Raw genomic sequence first — 13350 nt, 5'->3', positions numbered from 1 at the left:
ATCTCCGTCAGTTTGGTCAAATTTAAGGCCGCAGGTCTGACAGCCGGTCAAATGTGGCATGCTGGTAATTGTTCGCATGGAAAGCGAATTGCAAGTCTGAACCAAAATATCTGATCTGCTTGACGCCCTATGACAGGGGCGCTATGATCGACAATACCGGAATATCAATGGAAAACGGAAAATATTTACTGGATACCACACGTCCAGAACGCTTTTTAACAGGTAATTCAAGAAGACTACCGGAGGAGCTTTGCAATGGCTGTACAAAAGGAACCCCGGCGCCCGGTCGATTACGGGAGCAGCGAAGCTGCAAATGGCCTATCTGTGTTCTCGGAGCAGTTCGATAGCCAATTTGCCTACAACGGGGATGATCTGGGCTGTCATTATGAACACGCACAGACCCGCTTCGTGCTATGGGCGCCCACTGCGGAAGAAGCTTTTGTCATGCTGTACGAGGACGATCAGGATACAGAAGGCCGCGCCCTGCCGATGTTAAAGGAAGAACGCGGCATATGGAGAGCAGCGGCAGACGCTGATCTCGAAGGCTGGAGCTATACGTACCGGGTCCGAATCGGGCAGCAGTGGAATGAAGCTGTCGACCCTTATGCCAGAGCCGTACGGATCAATGGCACACGCGGTGCTATCCTCAACCTGGAGAAGACGAATCCTCCCGGCTGGGAGCATGATGCACGGCCCTCTATTGAGCACACACTTGATGCTGTTATTTATGAGGTCCATATTCGCGACCTTACCATTCAGCCAGAGAGCGGTGCACACCATAGAGGCACCTTCATAGCCGCCGCCCAAACCGGTACCTGGGGACCTGACGGTATTGCAACAGGTCTTGATCATATTGCTTCACTCGGCGTAACCCATGTCCAGCTGCTCCCGATCTTTGATTACAGCGAGGACAGCGTTGATGAGACCAATGTAGGGGCCAGTTACAACTGGGGCTATGATCCAAGAAATTATAATGCGCCGGAAGGCTCCTATTCGACCAATCCCTATGATCCGGCGGTACGGATTCGGGAGCTCAAGCAGCTCATACAGGCGCTTCACGCCAAAGGACTGCGGGTCATCATGGATGTCGTGTACAACCACCTGTATGATGCCTACCGCTGTCATTTCTCACAGCTTGTCCCCGGTTACTATTTCCGCTATAGCGATATAGAAAGCCGCACACTGGCTGACGGGTCCGGCTGCGGCAATGAAACCGCCTCGGAGCGGGCGATGATGCGCAAGTTCATCGTAGAATCTGTAGCCTTTTGGGCGGAGGAATATCATCTGGACGGCTTTCGCTTTGACCTGATGGGACTGCATGATATTGCAACAATGAATGCTGTCCGTTCCCGGCTGGATTGCATCGATACGCAAATTATTATGACCGGAGAAGGCTGGATTATGGGCTCCACCTTGCCCGATGACCAGCGGGCCAACCAGCACTATGCTACTGCACTGCGGCGGATTGCGCAGTTCAATGACAGTCTCCGCGATGCGGTCAAGGGAAGCATTTTTAATCCCCAGTCCAAAGGATTCATCAGCGGGCAAGACGGCATGGAACAGGCTGTAAAGTCCGGGGTTGCCGGGGAGATCGCGTATAGCGGAGACATAAGGGGTTATGCCGCGGAGCCGGATCAGTGCCTGAATTTCGTGGAATGCCACGATAATCATACGCTATGGGATAAGCTGTCACTCTCCAATCCGCAGGAGGATGAAGCAACCCGCATCCGGATGCATCTGCTGGCTACAGCCATCGTCCTCACTTCACAGGGCATTCCGTTCCTGCATGCAGGGCAGGAATTTCTGCGGACCAAGCAAGGGGTTGGCAACAGCTATCAGTCACCGGATGAGATTAACCAAATGGACTGGATTCGATGCGCCCGTTATCAGGCAGTAGCAGATGAGATCAGAGGGCTAATCGCGCTGCGCAGGCACCATTCAGCCTTCCGGATGCGGTCAGCCGATGCAATCAGGCGGCATCTGGCATTCGAAGAAGCAGCACCAGGCACTATCGCCTTTACCCTTCGCGATCATGCCAATGGCGATCCGTCCCGGCATTTGTACGTGTTGTATAACCCCGCCCGCAAGCGCGTCCGCGTTCCTCTTCCCAAGCTCGGGCAATGGAAGACACTTTGGGGGCTTTCGTCTTCCGTTCAAGAAACAGAAAACGGCTCTTGGCTGGATGCGCAAGAACTATCCTGTATCATTTTGCATATCGTATAACCGCTTGCCTCGGCAGGACATGGCTACTCAGCCCTTGCTGCTCATCAGAGCTTGAAGCAAGGGCTGATTGATGCCGCTTTTACATTTCTATACAAATTCCCATGCCCTTATATATGGAAGCTCGTTATTGGAGTGAAACCCAATTCCAGAACGAGAATCCTATTAATAGAAATAAGAGGTATTTTCTGCCGTACATATCCTGTCTAAAGCCCTCTATCTTCCCTCAAAAACTCAAAAAAATGAATTGACACCTGAAGCTTTTCGGTGGTACGATACACTTCACAATAAAGAATTCCGATCGGAATTAAATTGGGGGAACAACTATGAAAACCTTGCAACTACCCGCAAACAAATTACTCCTTAGCGCAGCTCTTGCCGCAACACTGTTGCTGAATCCGCTGTCTGCCGCCGTACATGCTGCTCCGGTTGCTGTGACAACCAGCACCAGCTATGCAACTGAATACGGCGCTTTTCTGAAGGACAAGTACAGCATTACAGTCAAGGAAGACGGCACGATTACAAGAGGCGACCTGATCGCTTATGTCGCTGCTTTGTTGCCGAAAGCAACTGCTGAATCCGCAGCAAAGTTTTCTGACTTGGACAAAACCGATGCCCTGTTCAGCCAGGCTGCACTTCTCTATGACAAAGGCATTCTGAACGGACCTGCAGTAGCTGCCAAGCAGCCGCTGACCAATCTGGCTGCAATTCTGATTGCACTCCGGGCATCCGACCTGAAGGAACTCGCTTATTCCTACCCGGAAGCAAAAGCGGACACGGCTTTGACCAAAGCAGGCATTAATTTGTCTGTGCTGGACTTGAAGACCAAGCAGGAACTGGCTGCGGCAATCGATACCGGCCTGCTGCCTGCCTCCTACCAGGAAAAGCTTGTATTGAGCAAGCCTGCTTCCTCCCAGCTCGTTCAAGTGCTGCTTGGCAAAATCGCAGCATTTCAAGGCAATTACAAGCACTACCTCGGATACGTAAGCGAAGCGGACATTTATACGAAGATTCAAGATGCTTACCGCACATCCAACATTATTCAAATTCCGAATCTGCAAACGGTAGTGGACACTGCTCTCAAGCAAAATGTCGTGACAGGCTACAACCTGAAGGATTCCCGTTTTGACGCCAATTTCGTAGAAGCATTGTCCATTACTTACGGACACTCCAACCTTCAGCACATCGTTCAGTTGATCGGCCTGCTGCGCAGTGAAGGCTTGGATGCAAAAGTACAACTGGAGCCTAAAACCTCTGCATTCATTCATATGAAAGAGTGGGGAGAGCCGTACGAGAGCGAAACAGCTAAAGTTGTAAAAATCGAAAACGGCAATTATATTACGTATGCCAAAGAATTCGACCTGAAATTTGAATTCAATACAGTCGCAGACAAAGAAAAATTCCAGGGCATCATCCTTAAATATGCGAAAAAAGATGTAAAAGACCAAAAAGGCCTGATCGCCGGCTCCTGGTGGCAGCCGCTGTACTACTCCCTAACCAAGCTGGATGACTACAAGCTGATTGCCAACACCAAAATCGTTGACGGCCACTACTATGCACAATCCTTCTCCCTCCCGGAAAAAGCTGCCGAGGTAAAAGAAGGCTTTGCGAAAGTAGATCCGTCTGTTAAAGTCGAATCCTACACGTTCTGGGTAGACGGTCCTTTCTTCAACTACCTGAACGGCGAATCGCTGTAAAATCTTTTGTACATTGAACGGAGTACCTTACATTTCGGATTGAATTCCCTTCCCTTAAGGGAAAGCAGTCTCCGCTCAGGTAATAATTGCGGCAAATAGACAAAAATATGCACCGCATTTAGAGAATGAATTAATGAACGGGTTCAAAAAGGAGTGCAAGCTGCCTTGGGCAGAATGCACTCCTTTTGCGTATTAAAATGATGAATAAAATGATTCACCAATGTCTGGGCATGTGCATACTGTGTTAGCAAAGTGATAACGGCTGAAGCCTAATTCAGGCCGAACAGCTTCGTTTCGCAAGAAATATAAGCCCACAAGCGGCGGACCTGTTTGTCATTCATACTGCTTATCCGGCAGCAGACTGAACAACTGGCTCTTGAGCTTATAGATCTATAAAATTACACGGAGGTAATACTATGACCCAATCTGCACAGGGAGCGCAAGTCATTTACAATTGTCATAAGGATGCTGTGGAGCATATCAAGACCCACCGGGATAAGATCAATGCTGCCCTTCAGCAATGCGCGAATCGTCCGATCCGTGTCCAGACTATTGATGGCGATACTTATGAAGGTTATATCACCGATGTCAAACACGGTTGCCTGTATCTGGCGACGTCCCAGCCCGGACATGACAACCGCGCATTCAATCCGTTCTTCCCGCAAAACTACTACTATAATAATGTCATCCTTCCGCTCGTTCTGTTTGAACTGCTCGTCATCGCCTTACTGTAATGAATGGTCACGGCGCGCACCCGCCTTTTGCCAGGCATGCTTCCGCTTGCAGTCACTCAGCTTGATGCCTGCCGTTGCCTGAAGCAGCAGATGCCTGCGGCTGCGTTCTGCAATGACGACGACACGGCCAGCCGTTCCTGCAAGACAGGGTAACGGACTGAACTGCCGTGCCGGAAGCTGCTCTCCGTCTTCCCCAGGGAAGGCGGAGATTTTTTGTCTAAGAACCTTTCACAAGGCGGCTGTTCTCCCGAAAGTCGCTCGTTTAACTTAGATCTAAAAATAAAAAAGGAGATCACCGTTCTGCGGAGAATGTCATTAAGTAACCGTATATGGCGCAGATAAGCGTACATATTCAATATTGGAGGTGATTCCAATGCAGAACTGGCTGGGCACCGGCATAACAGAACGCTTTATTGCATTTTCCATGTCCCATATGGTTGTTCTGGGGACATTTCTATTATCTATCATCCTGATGTACAGCTTCCGCCACAAGATCAGGCAGAAAAGCCGGAGCCGCCTGATTAGCCGCTGGACTTTAGCACTGCTGCTGCTTGTTTGTGAGCTGGCCTTGAATATCTGGTATGTGGTGCAGGGCGTATTCCAACCGAAGGATACCTTGCCTTTGGAGCTGTGCAGCATCTCGCTTTATTTATGCATCGTAATGCTGATTTTCCGCAGCCATTTTATATTCCAAATCGCTTACTTTACCGGGATCGGCGGTGCCATCCAGGCGATGCTTACCCCTGTACTCGCCTATCCCTTTCCCCATCTGAGGTTTATTTTGTTTTTTCTCTCGCACAGCCTGATTATTCTGTCTGCCCTGTATATGGTCTGGGTGGAAAGCTTCCGCCCGACATGGAAATCCATCTTGATCACGATGGGTTTTCTGAATATTGCGCTCATTCCGGTCAGCGTCGTCAATATGCTCACCGGCGGCAATTACATGTTCCTTGCCAGAAAACCCGATACCGCCTCCCTGCTGGATTTGCTTGGGCCGTATCCCTGGTACCTGCTGGCACTGGAAGGAGTTGCGCTGTTGATCTTTGTCCTGCTGTATCTCCCGTTTGCCATCTCCGGATTGCGGCGCAAACGGAAGCAGCTTGCCGCGTCATCCTGACGGGCAAGCTGCCTGTATTCCCTCCTGTCTATTAGCTAAATGATTCTCCCGCGCTTATTTCTCCGCAGCCTTCTCCTCCTTATGGTCGGCTACAAGCTCCTTCGCCGATGACTTGAACTCATGGAGCGTCCGTCCAACTGCTCTGCCAAGCTCTGGCAGCTTTGAAGGTCCAAATACGATCAGTACCACAACCAGAATCATTATAAGTCCCGGAAATCCGATATTTTGCAGCATAATGCTTCACTCCTTTGGATGTATGATTGAATCAGTCCTGACTGTGAAGCTGCGGGTAGACTGCAACGGCTTCGATCTCAATCAGCCAGTCCGGATTGACAAGGCCTGCAACACCTACTGTGGAGCGGGCGGTCTTCACCGGATTGTCCTTGTTATTGAAAAATTGGGCATAGGCATCAAACCAGCCTGTGTAATCGATTTTGTTCTCTTTGGCTGCATCGGCAACCAGATACACCCGCAGATAGACAACATCCTTCATCGTCAGGCCCTGCTCCTTGAGCTGCTTGTCAATCTCCTTCAAGATGCCGATGCCCTGGGTCTTCGTATCTCCATACCTTTCGTAGACCGTTTTTCCCTCCTTATTTAGCACCGGAGGAACCGTACCGCTTGTATGGAAAGTCGCGGCTCCTGCCGGAATCGCCACCGCACTGGAGATGGACGAGGACGGATTGCCGTAGAATTCCGCCTCGTGGATCGGCTCCAGCGGCAGCTTGGCAGGCTTTGCCGAATCTGCGGCATATACGGTTGCCCCCGCAAAACAGGAGGCTATGAGCAGCGCTGGCAACCACTTTTTCAGCTTCGATTTTAACTTCATTTTCATTTTCAAAACTCCCCTCTTCTATGCTTTCATCACGCGCTGGTGAATGTCCGTCACGACCTGGCGCGCCGACTCGATTCCGCCGGCCATCCAGCCTGTTATATAGCTCATATGCTCCCCTGCCAGATAAATCCTGCGGTCCGGCTTGCACAATGCCGGGTAATGGTTTTGACGGTCTTCCTGGGTATAAGACGCCCAGCCGCCCATATTGTATTTCACCTTTTTCCAGTGAACGGAAAATGAAGCCTCGAACTCCTTGTGAAACTGCGGATGAATTTTGGCACCCTGCATGAGCGCGTGGTTCTCCCTTTCCTTGAACGTCATATTGCCCAGCTTATCTGCATTCGGGCCAAAGGTATAATAGCCAAGCAGCAGCCCTTTCTTGGCAAAATATTCAGTAGGCGGATAATAGATCGAGGAAATGTCCATATTGGTCAGCGTGTTGCCGCCGTAAATATGCTCATCTTCCTCCCAGAATCTGCGGCCAAATTGCAGCCCGATTTTGCCTGCCGACGAATAATTGATGCTGCGAATCGCGCGGCTCATGGCCGGCGAGAAATCCGCCGGGATATCCTTTAATACCGGCAGCGGAATCGTACAAATACAGTAGTCCCCTGTCACTTCCTGGGTTTGCCCGGTCTGTAAATCTGTATACACAATCCGCACGCCGGAGTCGGACTGGCGGATTTCCTTCACCTCTGTATGATGCTTGATCCGGTTGCCAAGCCGCTTCTCGAATGCATTCGAGATAGCATCCATGCCGCCGACCGGGTGGAACATCATCATCTGCTGGTCATAGCTGTATTCACTGCTGAAGAAATTGCCGAAGCCCGAATTAATAATGGATTTCAAATCGAACGGGTCACGGACAACGCCTGCATCCAGACGGCCGCCCGGCTCATCTTTGTATCCGCCGCGCGAGGAGCCCTTGTAGAACAAGTCTGAATTCAGATCGCCCTCTACCTTCAAGTAATTCACCAGCTTCTCTTTTTCCTCCGCCGTCAGCGGCAGGTCCAGTGCCTTCTGGTTCACTGCCTTCGCCAGCATTTCTGCCACATAGCCGCGTACATCGGCTTTCGCTGCGCGCTTGCGAACCTTTTGCCCGGAGAGCGACCCCACGTTCTCATTGTAGTAATAGGCATTGTCATTGACGTTGTTGAACGGCTCCAGCGGAATGCCAAACTTGCGGCAATATTCCAGCGTGACATGGAATTGCGGAATCCTCATCGGGCCTGCGTTCAAATAAAGTCCCGGAGCAAAACGGGCTACCTGCTTGGCTGCGCCCGCCTCGGTTACTGTCGTTCCCCGGCGCACCGACCAGATTCGTCCTCCCGTCCGCGCCCTGGCCTCCAGTATGACACAATCGTATCCCGCTTCACCGAGCTCGTAGGCTGCGGTCATGCCGGCAATTCCCGCCCCGAGAATTACAATTTTTTTACCATTGCGGCTGGTTAAGGAAAGATCACTTTTCCCTGGAGGGGTGTAGTCTGCTGCTTTGAGCGTTTCTGGAGACAGCAGCCCCATTGTCCCCATTACACTGAACAAAGCTGCTGAACCGCCGATTTTTCCGACCGTCGTCAGAAACTGTCTGCGGCTCATTTCTTTTGGCTGATCCTGATTAAGCATGATGTGACATCTCCTTTGCCGTGTGGTTGAACTCTACACCGCAACAGTAACACAGACTTAACCTGATCGTCTGTATTTTATGTAATGAAATGTAACATAAATAATTTTTATCAGCATAATTATGTTGATAAATCATAGATTTTGAGACTGTAATCTAATTTATATAGGTCGAAAGTCATATATACATGTTAGATTACTTTACGTAATATAAAAAGTGTTATCCGCGATATCCTGTTTATCCCAATTGAGTAGGAGGTTACGTTATGGAAAAAAAAGTAATGAGTATTGGCACCGTTCGTGAATTGACCGGTTTAAGCGCCCGCCAAATTCGCTATTACGAAGAGAGACAGCTTATTTTTCCGCAGCGGACTCCGGGAGGTGTCAGAAAATACTCGTTTTCGGATGTGGAGAAAATCAAAGAGATTCATCAGAAGCTGCAGGATGGCTTCCAGACGGTGGAATTAAAGAAGAAGGGACTTAAAGCGTCAGGCACATGAGTTTATGGGAAAATCGGGCAGGGTCATGAAAGAGAAGGAATTGATTGATAGCATGCGGGTAGAAATACGTTAGACAAACAGAGAGTAGCATGCCACAGCAGAAAGAGGTGTTTGGATGAAAAGCGGGAGCATGATGCCCCTATTGGCTCATATTAGCGAGCTGCGCAAACGGCTGATCAAGATTTTTGTTATGATCGCCATTTCTACAGCCGGGGGATTAATCATTTCCCCTAAAATCCTGAATCATCTCAAAACCGTTCCCCCGGCATCGGAGATCAGCTGGAACGTCTTCTCTCCTTGGGATGGCATTCGGATGTATATGAATATTGCATTGATTTTCGCCATCGCGGTCACGCTGCCTTATATTCTGTTCGAGCTATGGCAGTTTGTGAAGGCCGGACTAAGCAAGCAGGAGCAAAAAATGGCGCTCCGCTACATCCCATATACGGTTCTATGCTTTGCCGCCGGACTATCCTTCGCTTACTATGTGGTATTTCCCATGAGCTACACATTCACGACCAATATTTCACGGAAGCTCGAGCTGGTGGAGACCTATGGCATTACGCAGTATCTGGGCTTCATGATGAATATTATTTTGCCGGTATCGCTGGCCTTCGAGCTGCCCGTTGTGGTTATGTTCCTGACTGCGATCGGCATTCTGACTCCGCAGCGGCTGCGCACGATGCGCAGGTATGCCTACCTGGTGCTGGTTATCGTATCCGCGATGATCTCACCGCCCGAATTCATTTCGCACCTGATGGTGCTGGTGCCGCTGATTGTGCTGTATGAGCTCAGCGTCTGGCTCTCCGGCATCGTCTTCCGCAAACGGCAGAACCGCCAGGAGATGGCGCTTGCGGGAGCGGGAAAGGCTGAGGGATAGGGAGCGAGGCGGACAAGAATAAAAGACCCGAAGGATTGATGGTGAGCACCATGTAATCCTTCGGGTCTGATTTTCATTTAAAAATGTAAGGTGAGCATCTGTATAGCATTTAATATGTTTACGCAAAATCAATGCCTTCGAAAAATCCCACGATAGCCATACAAATCGCTATGCATCTGCTGCTTGCAGACCGCTCTGGAATAGGAAGGCTGTCCCTTTCCAGTCTTCAGTTTGCACATCCTGAACCTCATATTGTCCCCGGGTATAGGATGTAACCACCTTCTGCCAGAACGATCTGGACCCGTGATTTTCAGGATGAACAGCGACTTCCCAATGACCGGGAAGCTCATCGAAGACCATAGCAGCTACTTGGTGGCCGATTCCCTTTTTGCGGTATTTACGCATGACAAAAAATTCGGCTATCGAGCGGCTCCCTTGTGCTTTGTCAAAGTAACAATGCTCATTTACAAGAACAAAACCTGCATATTTTCCGTCGGCCATGATAAAGAGCGGAACCCTTCCCGGCTCTGTCCAATAGTAATCCAGATAGCTGTAGCCATAGAACCCATACTCATTCAGATCCTGATCATTATATTCGCTAAAGTCATATTCATATAATTCGATCAATTGGCGGAGCACTGATTTTTGAGATTCAGAGATTTGTTGTATGGTTATGTTCATAAATCATCCCTTTTTTCTTTTAATACTTCTCTAAACATATCTGCATATGCCTTATGAGGAAACATTATAGGATTGTTGATTAGCATTAATAACTGATTTAGTTGAAAGGTTAACGACAATAACGCAACTTCATCTTCCTCATTCTCGTTTTTAAAAACTCTATAGTCTTTTAATTTGATATCTTTTGCTTCAGTAACATCGAAGTTCTGTCTAAATAACTTATGATCTTCACCTGTATGATTTAACTTGCTGTGCCAGTTTTGCAATGTGTCCTCTTTTTCATCAGGTACTATTGTTACTTTCAAACGGTCATTCTCAGGATTCAAAATAAAATCAAAATGTTTGTTCCAGCCCCCACCCTGCTTATAATCTTCATTCGTATGACAAAGTATTTTTATTGGTCGGGTGGAGGTTTGCATGGATTTAGATCTAGCTGTAGCTATACCCTCTTCATCCAGTTCAAACCCATACTCCCCAGTCGCCATGTTCGAATACAGCCGGGCTACTGATTTTAATGAAGTCCTAAGAACATCAATACTTTCAGTCCATTTCACCAAGTTATCCGGTTTTAAGCTTCTACTCTTGCATTGAATGACCGCAGCAACCGCCTCGATTGGAATTACCTTTATTTTCCTAAAATTAAAAATATAAGGTGTGTATTGCTCATCAAAGATCGCCAGATCTACTTCCTTGGAAACTTGTCCCTTAGAATCAATAATAAATACGGACTGTTCTATTGAAAATTTCTTGGGAATAATTTGCTCAAAAAGAGACTTCCATACTTCTTCCCTGAAGCTACCCATTGTCACATGATGTTCATTTTCAAATTTAAGCTGGTTGACAACATATCTCTCTGTTTGAATAAAATTGTTCGCTATACTGGCAATAATTTTATTATTCCGTTTATCGCTACTCACAATTATACCCCCGTAGAATTTCAATTAACATCTTGTATCTGAAATAGACCATATCCAGCATTTGTCTTGCCGCCAACGCCCTCTTGTTCAATGGCTTGAACTAGAATAGCCTCGGCAATAGTCAACCAATCATTTCCCTCCTGTGATTTATTCTCACAGGTTAGCAAAACTTTAAAGTCCGCTCTTACCGTTAAGAAATGAACAGGGGAAGGAGAGTCATCATCTCTTGGCGCTGGATAAGTCTCCTGCATGGATTTGCTCGAAAGCTTGATCTGATTATACTCCTGATGGTGCGGGGTAAGCACATCTAGTACAAGCGATGTCCCGACTGTTTCCGGTGTCGGAAATGCGTCTTGGAAATGGATAAATCCCGCCTGCTCCTGGGAACCAAACAATATGGTATAAAATTCGTTCCCAGCTCGCAGTTCAGGATGTTCGGGACCCAGGTACCGGTCGCAATAATGGGCTGCAATCCCTTTTAGAGCAGTTCCCGGAATATACGGAACACCATAAGTACGATGAAGTGTCAAATGTGTTTCCAAGACTGAGGTTTCTCCGTTTCCGATTAATAAACCTGAACCGGATTGCAGATTCGAAATTTTAAATATTCGGAAATTGGGTTCGCTTAATTGCTCATAATGCTGCTTGAATTTGGCTTTATACCAACTCGGTACTTGTTTCCATTCATGCTTATAATCCTGTAAAAGTTTAGAATAGAACTTTTTTTTAGAATCCCCTTTTTCTTTTATAGCGCTCAACAACTCCGAATTTTCGGATAAACTCCCGTGTTTCGTCAATACCAAATGCGCATTCATATTATCCACCTCCTGTCTTTGTCTACTCACCGGACGAGTTGACTTTCAACATTCCCTCTGAATAGCGTTTGAACCAGTTTGCCGCCTTTAGCAAGCGAATGGTTAGCTGTCTGTATGCTGTACTGTTTTTGAATGTTTCATGTTCGAGCCCCTCTATCCCCACTGCTTTTCCCAGGTCTTTTAAATATTGACCGTGCATCGAAAGTTGACCATCTTTTGATCGACCCTTGGAATGAAAAAAAGCAATCGTAAGTCTTGAACCATTCAAGAGCACCATGGAAGGAAAGATATGGCATACCCTTGCGTAATCCTCAGCATTTCTCTCACTCCCACTTTCCTTTATATGGATAATACTCTTCAAGGCTACCTCCGCATATTGATGCTCTGACGATTTCATCATATTGTTCCCTCCGAGAAACTGCATCGAATACGCCCTTTGCCTACAGTCGCATTGCCGCCAATTTGCAAAATAAATTCGCCACTTAATTCCTTGAGTAATTCTCGTTCAGTTACCTGACTGCCAACAGTATGAATTTTATCGCACCACACAATGCCGTACAGAACAGACTCTGCTGGCAAATATTCCTCCGTCCAAAGGGCTCCATCTTCTACGGTTTTCGTTTTCTCGGAAATCCGAATCCGGGTTGTAATCTCACAGCACATGGTAACAAAATATTGGAAAGCCTCGTCCGAAATCAGAACAAGCCGTTCCCTAAACATTTTTCGAGATAACTCATCTTTAAATAATAGTATGGAAATTCGTTCTGCCCATTCCCCAAAAGCCTGATCTTCAGCAACATGGCTTTCAAATTCATCCAAATGTATTTCCCCGTTACGAACAAGAACACTAATGTCCCTGTTTCCTACAACAAAGTTACTTTCTTGATTTTCAATTGAATGGTTACTAGTAGAAAGTATTTTTTCCAGACTGTCATGAATTGGATTCTCCATTGACAGACCTGCTGCTTTCACATCCCGAACCATTCGTTTAATAGCAAACGGACAAGTTACATAGGCGAAAGTGCCATTACGGCTTGCAACAGGAAAGGCCAGCAGCCGACCGTCGGATATAACTAGAGCGCCTGCATTCCCATCCTTTCCTTCCTGATCTCCTGGAGCCTTGCCAAATGCAGCATTGACCCATTGCATCTCCTTATCCTTTGTCTGGCGAAAATGTTCACGCTTGACCCCTTTTACACTTGTTCCAGGAAGTAAAGGCCATTCTGTAATGCGTTCCCTCATAATTGGCATATCCACAAGACCAACCCCTTGGCCTGAACCAATATGCACTGGTGTCAGACAATGAACAAAATACAGTTTACTGTTGCTCATTT

14 protein-coding genes are annotated in these 13350 nt (G+C 47.7%); 6 read left to right on the top strand and 8 right to left on the bottom strand.

All coding sequences use genetic code 11. The annotated features are described in order from the left end of the window. Positions 1-255 precede the first annotated feature (255 nt). From pulA to H583_RS0120275, 4 genes are all read left to right on the top strand, one after another. Positions 256-2223: a type I pullulanase gene (gene pulA / locus H583_RS0120290; protein WP_028562078.1), complete on the top strand. Its 1968-nt coding sequence runs from the start codon at positions 256-258 to the stop codon at positions 2221-2223. 323 nt (positions 2224-2546) lie between these two features. Continuing rightward, the gene (locus tag H583_RS0120285; protein WP_028562077.1) at positions 2547-3917 is read left to right on the top strand and encodes a hypothetical protein; all 1371 of its coding nucleotides are present in this window, start codon (positions 2547-2549) and stop codon (positions 3915-3917) included. A 416-nt stretch (positions 3918-4333) separates the two neighbouring features. After that, the gene (locus H583_RS0120280) at positions 4334-4651 is read left to right on the top strand and encodes a hypothetical protein (protein WP_051236742.1); all 318 of its coding nucleotides are present in this window, start codon (positions 4334-4336) and stop codon (positions 4649-4651) included. A 373-nt stretch (positions 4652-5024) separates the two neighbouring features. Continuing rightward, positions 5025-5768, top strand: coding sequence for a YwaF family protein (locus tag H583_RS0120275; protein ID WP_028562075.1), 744 nt, complete (start codon positions 5025-5027; stop codon positions 5766-5768). A gap of 54 nt (positions 5769-5822) precedes the next feature. Here the strand turns inward: H583_RS0120275 and H583_RS0120270 are convergent, their stop codons facing one another. From H583_RS0120270 to H583_RS0120260, 3 genes are read right to left on the bottom strand one after another with little or no spacing between them, the layout of a single operon-like run. After that, entirely contained in the window at positions 5823-6002 is a 180-nt protein-coding gene (locus tag H583_RS0120270; RefSeq protein ID WP_028562074.1) for a twin-arginine translocase TatA/TatE family subunit, read from the bottom strand. A gap of 31 nt (positions 6003-6033) precedes the next feature. Next, positions 6034-6603 carry a RidA family protein gene (locus tag H583_RS0120265; protein ID WP_342663541.1) on the bottom strand — a complete coding sequence of 190 codons (570 nt, stop codon included), beginning with the start codon at positions 6601-6603 and terminating at the stop codon, positions 6034-6036. Between the two features lie 18 nt (positions 6604-6621). Then, complete coding sequence (locus tag H583_RS0120260; RefSeq protein WP_028562072.1) at positions 6622-8226, bottom strand: flavin monoamine oxidase family protein; 1605 nt, start codon at positions 8224-8226, stop codon at positions 6622-6624. Between the two features lie 263 nt (positions 8227-8489). Here H583_RS0120260 and H583_RS0120255 point away from each other — a divergent pair, with 263 nt between their 5' ends. Further along, a complete protein-coding gene (locus H583_RS0120255; RefSeq protein ID WP_028562071.1) occupies positions 8490-8723 on the top strand; it encodes a MerR family transcriptional regulator in 234 nt (77 codons plus the stop codon). A 115-nt stretch (positions 8724-8838) separates the two neighbouring features. After that, positions 8839-9603 carry a twin-arginine translocase subunit TatC gene (gene tatC, locus H583_RS33625; RefSeq protein WP_051236739.1) on the top strand — a complete coding sequence of 255 codons (765 nt, stop codon included), beginning with the start codon at positions 8839-8841 and terminating at the stop codon, positions 9601-9603. 168 nt (positions 9604-9771) lie between these two features. Here tatC and H583_RS0120245 read toward each other — a convergent pair whose 3' ends face one another. Genes H583_RS0120245 through cmr4 form a run of 5 tightly spaced genes read right to left on the bottom strand, consistent with a single transcriptional unit; the run spans position 9772 to position 13348 of the window. Next, on the bottom strand, positions 9772-10284 hold the full coding sequence (locus H583_RS0120245) for a GNAT family N-acetyltransferase (protein WP_028562070.1): 513 nt from the start codon (positions 10282-10284) through the stop codon (positions 9772-9774). Beyond that, complete coding sequence (locus tag H583_RS0120240; RefSeq protein WP_028562069.1) at positions 10281-11201, bottom strand: DUF6602 domain-containing protein; 921 nt, start codon at positions 11199-11201, stop codon at positions 10281-10283. The genes H583_RS0120245 and H583_RS0120240 overlap by 4 nt, the downstream gene beginning before the upstream one ends. A 20-nt stretch (positions 11202-11221) precedes the next feature. Continuing rightward, positions 11222-12016 carry a type III-B CRISPR module RAMP protein Cmr6 gene (gene cmr6 / locus H583_RS0120235; protein ID WP_028562068.1) on the bottom strand — a complete coding sequence of 265 codons (795 nt, stop codon included), beginning with the start codon at positions 12014-12016 and terminating at the stop codon, positions 11222-11224. A gap of 22 nt (positions 12017-12038) precedes the next feature. Then, positions 12039-12416, bottom strand: coding sequence for a type III-B CRISPR module-associated protein Cmr5 (cmr5, locus tag H583_RS0120230; RefSeq protein ID WP_051236738.1), 378 nt, complete (start codon positions 12414-12416; stop codon positions 12039-12041). Then, the gene (gene cmr4 / locus H583_RS0120225; RefSeq protein WP_028562066.1) at positions 12413-13348 is read right to left on the bottom strand and encodes a type III-B CRISPR module RAMP protein Cmr4; all 936 of its coding nucleotides are present in this window, start codon (positions 13346-13348) and stop codon (positions 12413-12415) included. Before cmr4 ends, cmr5 begins: the two co-directional genes overlap by 4 nt. Between the last annotated feature and the right edge of the window lie 2 nt (positions 13349-13350).

The sequence above is a fragment of the Paenibacillus pinihumi DSM 23905 = JCM 16419 genome (assembly GCF_000422505.1).
Lineage (GTDB): Bacteria > Bacillota > Bacilli > Paenibacillales > Paenibacillaceae > Paenibacillus_D > Paenibacillus_D pinihumi.
This window is presented reverse-complemented; position numbering and strand designations above follow the sequence as displayed.